At 65.1% G+C, this 15136-nt stretch carries 14 protein-coding genes; 9 read left to right on the plus strand and 5 right to left on the minus strand.

Going from position 1 to position 15136, the window contains the following annotated elements:
* Nucleotides 1-24: 24 nt before the first annotated feature.
* From egtD to MRBLMU1_RS26775, 4 genes are all read left to right on the plus strand, one after another.
* Complete coding sequence (egtD, locus tag MRBLMU1_RS26760) at nt 25-966, plus strand: L-histidine N(alpha)-methyltransferase (protein ID WP_414646121.1); 942 nt, start codon at nt 25-27, stop codon at nt 964-966.
* Nucleotides 967-982: 16 nt separating this feature from the next.
* Nucleotides 983-2263 carry an ergothioneine biosynthesis protein EgtB gene (egtB, locus tag MRBLMU1_RS26765; RefSeq protein ID WP_363508252.1) on the plus strand — a complete coding sequence of 427 codons (1281 nt, stop codon included), beginning with the start codon at nt 983-985 and terminating at the stop codon, nt 2261-2263.
* Between the two features lie 320 nt (nt 2264-2583).
* Entirely contained in the window at nt 2584-3090 is a 507-nt protein-coding gene (locus MRBLMU1_RS26770) for a GNAT family N-acetyltransferase (protein ID WP_363508255.1), read from the plus strand.
* A 222-nt stretch (nt 3091-3312) separates the two neighbouring features.
* The gene (locus MRBLMU1_RS26775) at nt 3313-4281 is read left to right on the plus strand and encodes a FecR domain-containing protein (RefSeq protein WP_363508258.1); all 969 of its coding nucleotides are present in this window, start codon (nt 3313-3315) and stop codon (nt 4279-4281) included.
* 109 nt (nt 4282-4390) lie between these two features.
* Here the strand turns inward: MRBLMU1_RS26775 and leuA are convergent, their stop codons facing one another.
* Entirely contained in the window at nt 4391-6085 is a 1695-nt protein-coding gene (gene leuA, locus MRBLMU1_RS26780) for a 2-isopropylmalate synthase (protein WP_363508260.1), read from the minus strand.
* A 594-nt stretch (nt 6086-6679) separates the two neighbouring features.
* Between leuA and MRBLMU1_RS26785 the strand changes: the two genes are divergently transcribed.
* Nucleotides 6680-7192 (plus strand): nuclear transport factor 2 family protein, encoded by a 513-nt coding sequence (locus MRBLMU1_RS26785; protein WP_363508263.1) that lies wholly within the window; start codon nt 6680-6682, stop codon nt 7190-7192.
* A gap of 6 nt (nt 7193-7198) precedes the next feature.
* Here MRBLMU1_RS26785 and MRBLMU1_RS26790 read toward each other — a convergent pair whose 3' ends face one another.
* The gene (locus tag MRBLMU1_RS26790) at nt 7199-7972 is read right to left on the minus strand and encodes an SDR family NAD(P)-dependent oxidoreductase (RefSeq protein WP_363508265.1); all 774 of its coding nucleotides are present in this window, start codon (nt 7970-7972) and stop codon (nt 7199-7201) included.
* 102 nt (nt 7973-8074) lie between these two features.
* On the opposite strand from MRBLMU1_RS26790, the gene MRBLMU1_RS26795 reads away from it, so the two are divergent.
* Nucleotides 8075-9007 (plus strand): LysR family transcriptional regulator, encoded by a 933-nt coding sequence (locus tag MRBLMU1_RS26795; protein ID WP_363508268.1) that lies wholly within the window; start codon nt 8075-8077, stop codon nt 9005-9007.
* 9 nt (nt 9008-9016) lie between these two features.
* Nucleotides 9017-9454: an HD domain-containing protein gene (locus tag MRBLMU1_RS26800; RefSeq protein ID WP_363508271.1), complete on the plus strand. Its 438-nt coding sequence runs from the start codon at nt 9017-9019 to the stop codon at nt 9452-9454.
* A 35-nt stretch (nt 9455-9489) separates the two neighbouring features.
* Here the strand turns inward: MRBLMU1_RS26800 and MRBLMU1_RS26805 are convergent, their stop codons facing one another.
* From MRBLMU1_RS26805 to senB, 3 genes are all read right to left on the minus strand, one after another.
* A complete protein-coding gene (locus MRBLMU1_RS26805; protein ID WP_315218409.1) occupies nt 9490-10143 on the minus strand; it encodes a hydrolase in 654 nt (217 codons plus the stop codon).
* 229 nt (nt 10144-10372) lie between these two features.
* Complete coding sequence (gene selD / locus MRBLMU1_RS26810) at nt 10373-11419, minus strand: selenide, water dikinase SelD (protein WP_363508274.1); 1047 nt, start codon at nt 11417-11419, stop codon at nt 10373-10375.
* Between the two features lie 4 nt (nt 11420-11423).
* A complete protein-coding gene (senB, locus tag MRBLMU1_RS26815) occupies nt 11424-12428 on the minus strand; it encodes a selenoneine biosynthesis selenosugar synthase SenB (protein WP_363508277.1) in 1005 nt (334 codons plus the stop codon).
* A 34-nt stretch (nt 12429-12462) separates the two neighbouring features.
* Between senB and senA the strand changes: the two genes are divergently transcribed.
* On the plus strand, nt 12463-13662 hold the full coding sequence (senA, locus tag MRBLMU1_RS26820) for a selenoneine synthase SenA (RefSeq protein WP_363508279.1): 1200 nt from the start codon (nt 12463-12465) through the stop codon (nt 13660-13662).
* 178 nt (nt 13663-13840) lie between these two features.
* Nucleotides 13841-15130, plus strand: a complete 1290-nt coding sequence (locus tag MRBLMU1_RS26825) for a metal-dependent hydrolase family protein (protein WP_363508282.1) — start codon at nt 13841-13843, stop codon at nt 15128-15130.
* The last annotated feature ends 6 nt before the right edge of the window (nt 15131-15136 follow it).

The following is a 15136-nucleotide window of genomic DNA, read 5'->3' on the forward strand; positions in this document are numbered from 1 at the left end:
GTCAAAGGCAGAGTCACCATGCAAATGTCCCGCCCTCACGGCAGCGATGCGGTCATCGCCGAAATCAGCGCCGGTCTGCTGGCTCCCAACGCGAATACCTCGCCCAAATACCTGTACGACGGCCTGGGCTCCAAGCTGTTCGAGGCGATCTGCGAACTGCCGGAATACTATCCCACCCGCACCGAGGCCGGCATCTTCGCCGCGCACGGCGCGGACATGGCGCGCGACATCGGCACCGGCACCTCGCTGATCGACCTGGGCGCGGGCAATTGCGCCAAGGCGGCCGGCCTGTTCCCGCTGCTGCAACCGGCGCAGTACGTGCCGGTCGATATCTCGCGCGATTTCCTGCTCGATGCAGTCTCGCGCCTGCAACAGCGCTTCCCGCAAATCGACATGACGCCGCTGGGACTGGATTTTTCCAGCGGCTTCACGCTGCCGGACAGCGTGCGCCATCGGCGCCGCCTGTTCTTTTACCCCGGCTCGTCGATCGGTAATTTTTCGCCGGAACAGGCCAAGGTGTTCCTGCGCGGCCTGCACGCCAACGCCGGCGACGACGGCGGCCTGTTGATCGGCGTGGACCTGATCAAGGACAGCGCGGTGCTCGATGCGGCGTACGACGACGCGATCGGCGTGACGGCGGCCTTCAACCTGAACATGCTGCGCCACGTGAATCATTTGATCGGCGCCGACTTCGACGTGCGCCAATGGCGGCACCTCGCCTTCTTCAACCGGGAGGCCAGCCGCATCGAGATGCACCTGGAGGCGCGCGACGCGTTGACGGTGCATTGGCAGGGCGGCGAGCGCCGCTTCGCGCAGGGCGAACGCATACACACCGAAGACAGTTATAAATACACGCGGCAGTCCTTCGTCGGCCTGCTGGAGCAGTCCGGGTTCGCCACCACCCGCGTCTGGACCGATCCGGCGGGCTGGTTCGCCGTCATCCACGCCCGCGTCATCCGCGATTAACAAGAAGAGACACGACATGGACATGCGTTTGCCCCGGCAGCCACTTTTCGCCCAGCTCAGCGCCCGTTATCACACCGTGCGTCAGCGCTCGCTGCTGCTGGCCGAACCTTTGACCGACGAGGATTGCGGCGCGCAGTCGATGCCGGACGCGAGTCCGATCAAGTGGCATCTGGCGCACACCACGTGGTTCTTCGAGACCTTTATCCTCGAGCGCATGGAGGCCGGCTTCCAGCCTTTCCATCCGGCGTTCCGGGTGCTGTTCAACTCCTATTACAACGGCGTCGGCGAAAAGCATCCGCGCGCCCAGCGCGGCCTGCTGACACGGCCGGCGATGGCGCAGGTGCGCGCCTACCGTGCCGACGTCGACGCGCGCGTGGCGCGGTTGTTGGCTTCCGAACTCGATGGAGGGCAGCGCGAACAGCTCGAGATGCTGATCACGCTGGGACTGGAGCACGAGCAGCAGCACCAGGAACTGATGCTCACCGACGTCAAGCACTTGCTGGCGCAAAGCGCCTTGCTGCCCGCGTATATGGAGGCGTCCATGCCTGCCGCGCCGGCCGCGCCGCGCTTGTCGTGGGTGGGCTTTGACGGCGGCCTGACCGAGATAGGCCACGACGGCGAGGGCTTTTGCTTCGATAACGAGCTGCCGCGCCACAAGCAGTATGTGGCGCCGTTCCAGCTGGCCTCGCGCCTCGTGACCAATGGCGAGTACCAGGCGTTCATCGCCGCCGGCGGCTACTTCAACGCGGCGCTGTGGCTGGCCGAGGGCTGGGACTGGGTGCGCAGCCAGAATCTGAAGTGCCCGATCTACTGGCAGCAGGACGACAATGGCAACTGGCAGGAATTCACGCTGCGCGGCGCGCGGGCGCTGGACCCGAACCTGCCGGCGACGCATCTTTCGCTGTTCGAGGCGGACGCCTACGCCCATTGGGCCGGCGCCCGCCTGCCCACCGAGGCGGAGTGGGAAGTCGCCGCCGCGCGGGCAGCCATCGAAACCGGCGAGCTGCATCCGGCCGCCGCCGGTGCCGGCGCCGCTGCCGTTGCCGATGGGGGGCTGCTGCAGATGTTCGGCCATTGCTGGCAATGGACCAGCAGCAGCTACTCGCCGTATCCGGGCTACCAGACCGCGCCGGGCGCGCTGGGTGAATACAACGGCAAATTCATGTTGAACCAGTATGTGCTGCGCGGTTCCTCATGCGCCACGCCCGCCGGGCACGCGCGCGCCAGCTACCGCAACTTCTTCCCGGCCGGCGCCCGCTGGCAGTTCACCGGCATCCGTCTGGCGCGGCAAGTCTGAATGTCACGCCGTTGCCGTCGCCACCGAACCGCGCGGTCCGCTGGCAGGCCAGAAATTCATACTGGTGATAGCTCTCTCGTCCCTGTTTTTGTCCGGGAACGGCGCAGCCTCGGCGTAGCGCCAGTCGCCGTACCGGTTTGGTCCGGCCACAATCCGTCCACATAAGCGCCATAAGGCCTGTCATAAATGTCATACGAACGATCTTAATTACCATATGGCGGTTAAGTTTCACTCGTGCGCCCCTATTCGCTTGCTATTGGTAGTGAGGTAAATGATAATTTATGCATCGTTCGATTCCACTTTTTTATCATTCTCTTATTATGCCTATCCTCATACGCCGATTAACCCCCGCAGACGCCGCAGCTTTCCAGTCATTGCGCCTTTCCGGCCTTCGTGAAACCCCAACCGCTTTCACCTCCAGCTATGAAGAGGAGTGCAATACGCCGATCCCCGTGACCGAGAAGTACTTTGAATCCGAGGCTGGCCGCAACCGTTTCGGCGCTTTCGACGGCGACCGCCTGGTCGGCATGGTCGGCGTCGGCCGCGAATCGCAGATCAAGCTGCGTCACAAAGCCTACATCCGCGGCATGCAGGTCGATGTCGCCTATCGCGGCACCGGCGTGGGCCGCCAGCTGATGGAGCACGCGATGGAATTCATCTCGACCATGGAAGGCGTGACCAAGGTCACCCTGGCCGTCACCGTCGGTAACGCGGCGGCGATCACCTTGTACGAATCGATCGGCTTCAAGGTCTATGGACGCGAACATTGCGCGTTGATCGTCGACGGCGTGCCGTACGACGATGTACTGATGGATATCCAGCTGTAAGCGCAGTCACTAAGCAAAACCGTCAACGCTAGCGATGCATTCTTGCGTGCAGGATGAAAGTTAGGCTAATATTGAGAACAGTTCTCATTCATATAGTCTAATGTCGGCTGCATCCCTCCATTCCGAACAGGTCAAATCGATCGACGACGCCCACCACGGCTGGCTTGAGTGCTGGCCGCGCAAAAGGCGGGGCAATGCCGCAATGCGGTTTCGCCGGTTGATATGACGACACCGCCGATTCCATCCGAAGTGCGCGCGCAAGCCGTGGAGTGGCTGATGGAGCTGCAATCGGAGCTGGCCGACGACGACCTGCGGCTGCGCTGGCGCCTGTGGCACGATGCCGATCCGGCGCACGCTAGGGCATGGGCGCGCGTGGAGGCGTTTGGCGACAAGCTCCAAAGCCTTCAACCGGACATCGCTCACGCCACCCTGCACGGGGCACGATCGGAGCAGCGCCGCAAGACGCTCAAAACGCTGGCGATCCTGATGGGCGTCGGCGCCACCGCCTGGTTGGCCGAGGAGGAGACGCCATGGCGCGAATGGTCGGCCGACCATCGCACCGGCGTCGGCGAACGCTCGGTGCTGATGCTCGACGACGGCACGCGGGTGCGCATGAACGCCGATACGGCGCTCGATATCCGTTACACCGCCACCGCGCGCACGCTGCGGCTGCTGCGCGGGGAAATTCTGGTCACCACCGCGCACGAACCCGTGTTCGAGGGCGCGTCGGCGCGTTCCTTTTCGGTCGATACGCCCGAAGGCTCCGCGCGCGCGCTCGGGACCCACTTCCAGGTGCGGCGGCTGGACGGCCGCAGCGTGGTGTCGGTGTTGGACGGCGCCGTGGAGATCCTTCCGGCGGGTGGCCACGCCGCCGTCAGGCTCGACGCTGGCCGGCAGGCCGGCTTCACGCGCGCCGCCGTCGGCCCGGTGGAGGCGGTGGACGATGCCGTCACGGCCTGGATCGATGGCATGCTGGTGGCGCAGGACATGGCGCTGCCCGAATTCCTGTCCGCGTTGAACCGCTATCGCCCCGGGCATTTGCGCTGCGCGCCATCGGCCGCAGGGCTGACCGTCAGTGGAACCTACCCGCTGGCCGATTCCGACAAGGTGCTCGATATCCTGCAAACCACGCTGCCGGTCAAGGTCGACCGCTACACCCGCTACTGGGTCACGGTCGGCCTGAAAAAATAATTCAAGATAGTTGAGCTGTTTCGGTTTCTCGCGGGGCCGCGCCATCGTCCGGCTGGCGGCGCTGGCCGGCGGGAACGCGTTGTTCCCGCCGGCGCCGCATTGAAAGCTCTTAGGCCGCTACCGCGCCTTTGGCTTGCGCCGCTTCGATGGTGTTCAGCTGGCGGTTGACCGCGCTGAGCACCGCCTTGAACGAGGCGGTCAGGATGTTGCTGTCGGTCGCCGCGCCGAACAGGGTCGGGCCGTTGGCCAGGCGCAGTTCGACATAGCAGGCCGCCTTGGCGTTGGCGCCCGAGCCGATCGAGTGCTCGTGGTAGTCCATCAGTTTGATGTCCAGGCCGAGCGCGTCGACGAAGGCGTCGATCGGGCCGTTACCGCCGCCTTGCAGCGCCATCGGCGCCTGACGGTGGGTCAGGTTGATGTCGATCTGCACCGGCTCGTCGTTGCTGGTGTCTTCCACCATCTTGTGCGAGTTGTAGGCGTAGGGCGCATTCTGTTCGAAGTATTCCTTGCTGAAGATATCGTAGATGCCTTCGGCGGTGATTTCCAGGCCGGTGGCGTCGGCCACCGCCTGCACGGCGCGGCTGAACTCGATCTGCAGGCGGCGCGGCAGCACCAGGCCGTAGTCCTGCTCCAGCAAGTAGGCCATGCCGCCTTTGCCGGATTGGCTGTTGACGCGGATGACGGCGTCGTAGCTGCGACCCAGATCGGCCGGATCGATAGGCAAATACGGAATCTCCCAGATCGCGCCTTCCTTCTGCTGCGCGAAGCCCTTCTTGATCGCGTCCTGGTGCGAGCCGGAGAAGGCGGTGAACACCAGGTCGCCGACGTACGGATGGCGCGGATGCACCGGCAGCTGGTTGCACTCCTCGACGCACTTGCGCACTTCGTCGATGTCGGAGAAGTCCAGGCCCGGATGCACGCCCTGGGTGTAGAGGTTCAATGCCAGCGTGACCAGGTCGACGTTGCCGGTGCGCTCGCCGTTGCCGAACAGGCAGCCCTCGACGCGGTCGGCGCCGGCCATCACGGCCATCTCGGCGGAAGCGACGGCGGTGCCGCGGTCGTTGTGCGGGTGGACGCTGATGATCAGCGAATCGCGGCGCGCCAGTTTGCGCGACATCCATTCGATCTGGTCGGCGTAGACGTTCGGCGTGCTGCATTCGACCGTCGACGGCAGGTTGATGATCATCTTCTTGTTCGGCGTCGGTTCCCAGATCGCGGTGACGGCGTCGCAGATATGCTTGGAAAAATCGAGTTCGGTGGTGGAGAACGACTCCGGCGTGTACTCGAAGCCCCAGTCGGTTTGCGGGTGCTGCTTGATCAATTCCTTCACCAGCGTGGTGCCGGTGGTGGCGATGTTGGTGATCTCCTCGCGCGACATGCCGAAGACGACCTTGCGGAACACCGGCGCGACCGAGTTATACAGGTGGACGATGGCGCGCTTGGCGCCTGCCGCCGCTTCCACCGTGCGGCGGATCAGTTCATCGCGCGACTGGGTAAGCACGATGATGGTGACGTCGTCCGGGATGCGGTTTTCCTCGACCAGTTTGCGCACGAAGTCGAAGTCGGTCTGCGAGGCCGAAGGGAAGCCCACTTCGATTTCCTTGAGACCGATCTTGACCAGCAGTTCGAAGAAGCGCAGTTTTTTCTCTGGGCTCATCGGCTCGATCAGTGCCTGGTTGCCGTCGCGCAAATCGGTGCTCATCCAGATCGGCGGCTTGGAGATGATGTTATTGGGCCACTGGCGGTCGGACAATTGAACTGGTGGGAAGGCGCGGTACTTCGCTGCTGGGTTCTGCAACATCATGGGGTGCTCCTGGGTCTTTTAAATTGGGAAGTGCTGGGATGCCTGCTTGCGCTGGCGCTGCGTGTGGCGAAAGGCTGCCGGGCGGCCACGGAACACTAGGCCAGGCAACCGATCGGTAGTTTTAGCAGTAGCGGCGCTGGGGCGAACGCACGCGCGTCAGCCCGCGACGCGATCGAATCGCCGGTGCGGGATGGAGCATGGGTGGCCGTGGTGAGCATCGGTGCAGACTTTCCTGGGTTTTGAAGACGGGTGCGGCTTATGGCCGGCACGGGGTACAGCTGGAACGCGGATTAAGCGCGTGCTAGTAGGCGCGCTGCTAGCGATAGGCCAGCAGACGGCAGCAGGAAAGCGGATAGGTGCAGATGCGAAGTCATAGGCCTTAATGTACGAGATCGCCCGCATTGCTGTCAAGGGAATTGATGTGCGACGTGAAAACGTGCGGCTAGTTTGCCAAGTCGCTGGCCTAGTGTCCATCGCGCTCGACGGGCGGCGAGGCACGCCGGTCGGCGCCGGCAGGCTTGGTCAAGGGCGGCCATGTTGATGTTTTTGCCATACTCGCCTACTATCGACGCCTCTATCTTTAAAGGACTCCCCATGTATCGATTTATTGGCGCGGCAGTGTTGATGGTGTTGATAGGCGCGGGCGGCGCGCAGGCGGCGCCGCCCAAGCCGGTGGCGACGCCGGAGGACGCCGCAGCCATTGCGGCCGTGGCCACCGACTTCCAGTCGGCACTCAAGGCGAAGGATGCGCACAAGTTGTCATCGTTGATGCTGAACTCGAACATCCTTTTCGCCTCGCCGGCGACCGACCAGCAGGTGGCCCGAATCCGCAAGGAGGTCGATCCGAACTTCGACGGCGTGCGCGCCGGCGGTTACAACGATTTTGTCCAATTCATCAAAACAGAGAAGCGGCAGGTCGAAGAGAAGTTTTATGATTTGAAGATCACCCAGGACGGCGATGTCGCCTGGGTCATGTTCGACTACGAGTTCCTGTTCGACGGCGTGGTGCAGAACCACGGCGTCGAGGCCTGGCAAATGGTCAAGCGCGACGGGCTATGGAAGATCTTTTCCGTCACCTGGTCGGCGCATTACAGGGATAATAAATAAGACAAATCAGAGTAGCAGGCCGCCCGAGGCCTCGATGCGCTGGCCGGTGATCCAGCCGGCGTCGCCGATCAGCAGCGCGGCGACGACGCCGGCGATGTCGTCTGCGCCAGCATTGCGCCCCAGCGCCGTCATGCTGGCCAGTTGCGCGTTGAGGGCGGCGTTGTCACGGACCTGGCCTCCGCCAAAGTCCGTTGCGGTCGGTCCCGGGGCGACGACGTTCACGCTGATGCCGCGCGCGCCCAGTTCCAGGGCCATGTAGCGCGTCAGCACCTCGACCCCGGCCTTGGCCGATGCGTAGGCGGCGTAACCGCCAAAGGTGAAGCGGGCCAGTCCCGACGAGGTGTTGATGATGCGGCCGCCGTCCTCGATCATCGGCGCCAGTTTCTGGGTCAGGAAGAAGGTGCCTTTCAGATGGGTGTTGATCATCAGGTCGAATTGCTCCTCGGTGGTGTCGGCCAGTGTGGCGTTGATGCCGCCGCCGGCGTTGTTGACCAGGTAGTCGAAGCGCTCGCGCCCCCAGGTGTCCTTGAGCGCGGCGCGCAGCGTGTCGGCGAACGCGGCGAAGGTGCCGGCGGCGCCGACGTCGAGGCGCAAGGCCACGGCGCGGCGGCCCAGGACCTCGACTTCCTTGACGACGGCCGCTGCCTGCTCCGCGCCATTCATGTAGGTGATGATCACATCGACGCCTCGGGCGGCCAGTTGCAGCGCGTGGCTGCGGCCGATGCCCCGGCTGGCGCCGGTGATGAGGGCGATGCGGTGTGGTGTGGTGGTCGTGTTCATGGATGCTCCGAATGGATGAATGAGCAGCCACTTTACCGTTCTCCTTATCGGGGATAAATCGTTATAAAATGAATGAACTGTTTCGTCAAAAAGAACAATGAGATGGATCTGAACGAGTTGAAGGTGTTTTGCCGCGTCGCCGAACTGGCCAGCTTCACCAGGGCGGCCGAGGAACTGGGCATGGCCAAGGGCCGGGTGTCGACACTGGTGCAGGCGCTGGAGGCGGAGGTGGGTGGCCGCCTGCTGCAGCGGACCACGCGCAGCGTGCGGCTCACGCCCGACGGCGAGGCCTTTCTGGCCCGTTGCAAGGAGCTGCTGACCGAGGCCGATCAGTTGCAGGGGATGTTCCGGCCCGCCGCCGGCGCGCTGCGGGGCAAGGTGCGCATCGACATGCCCGGCATGTTCGCGCAGGAGCTGGTCATGCCGCACCTGCAGTCGCTGCTCGCCGAGCATCCGCTGCTCGACCTGGGCATCAGCGTCAACGACCGCCGCATCGACATGGTGCGCGAAGGTTTCGACGCGCTGGTCAGGATCGGGCCGCTGCCGGATTCCGACATGGTGGCGCGGCCGATGGGGGCGATGGCGATGTGTAACCTCGCCAGTCCGGCGTATCTGCGCCGGCACGGCACGCCGCGCACACCGGCCGACCTGGCGGACCATCGCATCGTCCACTACGCCGCCAATCTGCGCAGCGACGGCGCGGCGTTTCGCTACGAGGTGGGCGGCGTGGTGCGCGAGGTGCCGATGCGCGCGGCGCTGTCGGTCAACAGTTCGACCTTCATGCAGGCGGGCTGTCTGAACGGGCTGGGGATCATGCAGGTGGCGCTGCCGACCAACCGCCGCCTGATCGACAGCGGCGCGTTGGTTGAGGTGCTGCCGGAATTTCGCGCGCCGCCGATGCAGGTGTCGTTGATGGTGCCGCAGCGCCGCCACATCGCGCCGCGCGCGGAGGCGGTGTTCAACTGGATCATGCAGATCACCCGGCCTGTTATGCTTGAAGGATCACGCGCTCAAGCGCGGCGCTCCATTTTTTAAGGATTGACCATGGCGACATTGGAACGGGCAATTGAGATCGCGGCCGGCGCGCATGCCGGACAGTTCGACAAGGCGGGACAACCTTATATCCTTCATCCGCTGAGGGTGATGCTGCGCCTGACCTCCGCGCATGAGCGCATGGCGGCGGCGCTGCACGACGTGGTCGAAGACACGCCGGTGTCGTTGCAACAGCTGGTGGGAGAGGGATTTGCGCCGGAGGTCATCGCCGCCGTCGAAGCGCTCACCAAGCGTCCCGGCGAATCGCGCGTGGACGCGGCGCGCAGGGCGGCCGCCGATCCGGTGGCGCGCCAGGTGAAGCTGGCCGACAACGCCGAGAACATGGATTTGTCGCGCATTGAAAACCCGACCGAACGTGACTTCGCCCGACTGGAGGAATACAAGGCCGTGCGGGCGATCCTGCTGGGGCGTGACGGCGCGATCGATTGATCGGCGGGCCGGGCAAGTGCCCGACCCGCAGCCGATCAGTGGCCTTCGCCGGCGTTGAACATGGTTTTGGCGTAGATCAGGCCCAGGCCATAGCCGCCGCCGTGCGCGATCGAGGTGGCCACGGTTTCGTTGTAGGTCTCGCCGCGCGCCCAGTCACGCTGCAGTTCGAGCAGGTACTGCAGCGAGGTCATTGGGCGGGCGCCCAGTTGCACCATGCGTTCGACGGCGCGTTCGTGCGCTTCGTCGGAGACGTCGCCGCTGGCGTCGGTGATGACGTAGACCTCAAAGCCCTGGTCGAGCGCCGAGAGGGCGGGGCCGACGATGCATACCGACGTCCACAGGCCGGCCAGCACGATCTTGTCCTTGCCGATGGCGTTGACGCGGTCGGCGATGCGCGGATCCTCCCAGGTGTTCATGGTGGTGCGGTCGATCGCGACTTCGTCCGGGAAGACCGATTTGATTTCGTCGAAGATCGGGCCGGAGAACGATTTTTCGGCGACCGTGGTCAGGATGGTCGGGACGGCGAAGCCTTTGGCCGCCTTGGCGACCAGCGCGACGTTGTTGCGCAGCTGGACCGGGTCGATCGACTTGGTGGCGAACGACATCTGCGACTGGTGATCGATCATGATCAGGGTGTGGTTGGTTGGGTTCAGCAGGGTGTTGCCTGGTTTGGCGATGGCGGTTGGCATGGTAAGCTCCTAAGTTATGTTGAATAGTTTCGATAGAGTGTTTGGCGTTCTTCGCGGCTTTTATTTCGCGTTGTTCGCTGCTGGAATGAAGTATCCGCGACGGCAGGGGAAAATAAAAGCGGAAAAATTACGGGTCTATGTTCGAAAATATCGACAATGACTTTTTGGGGCGGGAGCGGGATGGTGAAGCGTCGGCCGGGGCGGGCGCCCCGGCCGGTTTTTGGCGTCGTTATTCGACGCGCACGCGCGCCGCGCCTTCGGCCATGCGGCCGATGACGGCCGCTTCGCCGAAGCCTTCGCGGCGGAACAGGGCCAGCACTTCGTCGACGCTGCCTTCGTCGCACGAGACCAGCAGGCCGCCCGAGGTTTGCGGGTCGGTCAGCAGCATGTGCTGCGCTTGCGAGACGCCCGCACCCAAGGTCACGTCCTTGCCGTACGCGTCCCAGTTGCGGCCCGAGGCGCCGGTGAAGTAGCCGTCGTGCGCCAGTTGCTCGACGCCGGGCAGCAGCGGAATCTTCGCCATCTCCAGGTGCGCCTCCAGCATGGCGCCGCGCGCCAGCTCCAGCAGGTGGCCCAGCAGGCCGAAACCGGTGACGTCGGTCAGCGCGTGCACGCCGGCCATTTCGGACAGCGCCTTGCCGGGCTTATTCAGCTTGGTGGTGTTGGCGATCATGGCCTTGTAGCCGTCGGCGTCCAGCTTGTCCTTCTTCAGCGCGGCCGACAGCACGCCCACGCCCAGCGGTTTGCCCAGCACCAGCACGTCGCCCGCCTTGGCGTCGGCGTTGCGTTTGACTTTGGACGGGTGCACGAGGCCCAGCACCACCAGGCCGTAGATCGGCTCGACCGAGTCGATGGTGTGGCCGCCGGCGATCGGGATGCCGGCTTCGGCGCAGATCGATTCGCCGCCCTTGATGATCTGGCCGATGGTTTCGATCGGCAGTTTGTTGATCGGCATGCCGACCAGCGCCAGGGCCATGATCGGCGTGCCGCCCATGGCGTAGACGTCGGAGATGGCGTTGGTGGCGGCGATACGGCCGAAGTCGAACGGGTCGTCGACGATCGGCATGAAGAAGTCGGTGGTGGCGATCAGCGCCTGTTCGTCATTGAGCTTGTAGACGGCGGCGTCGTCGGCCGTCTCGATGCCGACCATCAGTTCCTTCGGCACCGGGAAGCCGGCCGAGTTCTTCAGGATCTCGGACAGCACGCCGGGCGCGATTTTGCAGCCGCAGCCGCCGCCGTGGGAGAAGGAGGTTAGTTTGATAGCGTCGTTGCTCATTTGTTCATTCCTTGGTTGGGCTTATTCGGTGGTTCAGCAGATTATCCACTAACTGGAGCAATGCCGTTCGTTCGGCGGCCGGCGCGAACAGTGGCGCGCGGGCGTCGCACTGGGCGCGCAGCAAGGCGTGGAAGGCCGGTTCGTCGATGGTGCGGTCGATCAGGCGCGCCAGCGCGGCGGCGTCGCCGGGCGGGAAGTAGCCGGCGTAGTCGTCGCCCAGCATGCCGCGATTGCCGTTGATGTCGCTCGCCAGCACCGGCACGCCGGCGCTCACCGCTTCGATGATGACGTTGGCGCCGCCCTCCATGTGCGACGTCAGCGCCATCGCGTGGCTGCGCTTGAGCCGCTGGCGCGTGTCCCCGTGCGGCATGGCGCCGAGCCAGTGGTAGCGCGGCTCTTTGCCGGCGGTGACCCGGGCGGCGGTGGCCAGCGCCGGCTCCAGCGCGCCGCCGATGTGGATCAGGCGCGCGGATGGCGACGTCACCAGCGCGGCGGCGCGCATGAACGTGTACGGGTCTTTTTCGGCGCGCAGGTGGCCGATCATGCAGATGTCCGCATGCCGCCTGGTCGCGGGAGGCGCCGGCCGCAGCGTGGCGGCGGACTGGTAGATGACGTGGGTCTTGGCGTGCAACGGCGCCGGCAGCACTTGCAGGCCGGCCGCCTGCAACAGCACCAGCGCCCCGGCCTGTTCCAGGGAGCGCCGCGCGCTGGCTTCGGTGTCGATGTCGCGATACAGGTCGGTTCCGGTCATCAGCAGGATGGACGGCCGGTCCGGCCAGGCATGGGTCCAGGCGTCAAGCGAGGGCGCCGAGCGGCGCGCGTGCAGCGCTATCAGGAGGTCAGGAGGCGCGCCGGCCGGCGAGGGCGTGCCGGCGTCGGGCCAGTGCAGGCTGACCGTGACCCGGTAGCGCGTGCGCAGGAAACGCGCCCAGCGGCTGGCGCTCTGCCAGTTGCCGTTGTTGGCGCGGGCCGACGCCGGGCTGACGATCCAGATATGCTGTCGTGTCACTGGTGTTTTGCTTAAAAGTCGTTACAATCGCCCCATGAATTCCAGCCCATCCTCGTTCCGGAACGCCGGTCCACAGCAATTGGCGCAGTCGCTGCGGCATGCGCGGGATTATACGCTGCTGCTGTTCGATTGCTTCGCCGCCGCCGGCATGGACGTGCCGGCCCGCGTGCCGCAACTGCGCATCATCAATCCGCCGTTGTGGGAGCTTGGCCATATCGCCTGGTTCGCCGAATGGTTCATTTTGCGCGAGGCGACGTCCAGCCATCCGGCCGACGGCAACGGCAACTGCCTGCTGAGCCGGGGCGACGACTGGTTCGATTCCGCGCTGGTGCCGCATCGCAGCCGCTGGACGCTGGACCTTCCCGCCACCGGCGCGCTGAAGACCTACTGCCACGAGGTGCTCGACCGGGTGCTCGACAAGCTGTCGCGCGAGCCCAACACCGACGAGGCGTTGTATCCCTACCGGCTGGCGCTGGCGCACGAGGACATGCACGGCGAGGCGTTGCTCTACACCTTGCAGACGCTCGGGCTGCCGGCGCCGGCGACGGCCGTCGCGCAGGGGCAGGCGCTGTTCGCGCCGTCCGAGATCGGCTTCCCCGGCGGGACCTTCGAGATGGGCAGCGCCGGCGGCGGCTTCGTGTTCGACAACGAGCGCGCCGCGCATGCCTGCCGCGTGGCGCCGTTCACCATCGACAGCGGCCTGGTGACCAACACCCAGTATGCCGATTTCGTCGCCGATGGCGGCTACGACAACCGCCAGTTCTGGAGCAACGCGGGCGCCGACTGGCTGATGCGCCAGGAGCGTTCGGCGCCGCGCCACTGGCAGCGCGACGGCGGCGTGTGGCGCACGATGCGCTTCGGCGAGTTGACCACGCTGGGCGGCGCGGAGCCGGTGCGCCATCTGACCCTGTACGAGGCGCAGGCCTACTGCGCCTGGGCCGGACGCCGTCTGCCGACCGAGGCGGAGTGGGAATACGCCGCGTTGTCGGGCCACCCGGCGTTCCGCTGGGGGCAGCTGTGGGAGTGGACCTCGACGCCGTTCGAGCCGTATCCGGACTTCACCCCGGACCGCTACCGCGAGTATTCGCAGCCGTGGTTCTCGACCCACCAGGCGCTGCGCGGCGCCTCGTTCGCGACGCAGCCGCGCATGGTTTCGGCCAAGTACCGCAACTTCTACATGCCCGAGCGCGACGATATGTTCGTGGGGCTGCGCACCTGCGCCTGGCCGCGCTGAGGCGCCCGGCCATCAAACCCGTGTGCTTTTGACGAGAGGCTTGCGTCGCCGCTTAGGGGTCGTACCCGGTGGGGTACGACCCCGCTTGGCCGTGCGGGTTTCGCTGGCCGCCAAAAAATGAGCCCGCCCCCTGTGGTAGCTCTGCTATTCTTTTCTCTTTTTGAAAAGGGCGCACGCCATGAAGTTCAAGCATCTCCTGATCACCGCCAGCGTACTGGGCGCCCTCGGCGCGGCGGCACCGTCTATTGCCGCCGACGCCAAGGTGGTCGTCATCCGCGCCGGCAAACTGGTCGACGTGGTGGCCGGCACGGTGCTCAGGGACCAGACCATCGTTATCACCGGCGAGCGTATCACCTCGGTCGGCCCGAGCGCGTCGGCCAAGTTGCCGGGCGGCGCGCAGGTGATCGACCTGTCGTCGCAGACGGTGCTGCCGGGCCTGATCGACATGCATACCCATTTGACCGCCAACGCCTACCTGGGCGGCTACAATGCGCTGGGCGTGTCCGACACGCGCGCGGCGCTGTATGGCGTGCGTTCGGCGCGCAAGACGCTGGAGGCGGGCTTCACCAGCGTGCGCAACGTGGGCGCGGGCGGCTTCGGCGACGTCGCGCTGCGCGACGCCATCGACGAGGGGGATTTCATCGGTCCGCGCATGCGCACGGCCGGTTACGCGATCGGCATCCAGGGCGGCCATTGCGACGAAAACCTGCTGCCTGCGGATATGAAGATCACCGGGCGCGGCGTGGCCGACGGGCCGTGGGAGGCGCGCGCCAAGGTGCGCGAGATGGCCAAGTACGGTGCCGACGTGATCAAGATCTGCGCCTCTGGCGGCGTGCTGTCCAAGGGCGACGAGCCGGGCGCGCAGCAGTACACGCTGGAGGAGATGCAGGCCATCGTCGGCGAGGCCCACAAACTTGGCCGCAAGGTGGCGGCGCACGCGCATGGCGCCAGCAGCATCCGCGATGCGATTTTGGCCGGGGTGGATTCGGTCGAGCATGCGAGTTTGATCGACGACGAGGGCATCCGGCTGGCGCGCGAGAAGGGCACCTATCTGGTGATGGATATCTATAACGACGACTTCATTTTGCAGGAGGGCGAGAAGGCCGGCATGCTGCCCGAGTCGATCGCCAAGGAGAAGGTGATCGGCCAGCTGCAGCGCGATAACTTCCGCAAGGCGCTCACCGGCGGCGCGAAGATGGCGTTCGGCAGCGATTCGGGCGTTTATCCGCATGGCGATAACGCCAAGCAGTTCGCTTACATGATCAAGTACGGCATGACGTCGATGCAGGCGATCCAGGCGGCGACCATCAACGCGGCCGATTTGTTGGGTTGGAAGGACAGGGTGGGGTCGATCAGCGCAGGCAAATACGCCGACATCATCGCGGTCAAGGGCGATCCGGCCGAGAACGCGGCGGAATTGACCAAGGTGTCGTTCGTGATGAAGGGTGGGGAAGTGATTCGGCGGTGATCGGGG

The sequence above is a fragment of the Burkholderia sp. LMU1-1-1.1 genome, assembly GCF_040675865.1.
Classification (GTDB): Bacteria; Pseudomonadota; Gammaproteobacteria; order Burkholderiales; family Burkholderiaceae_D; genus Rugamonas.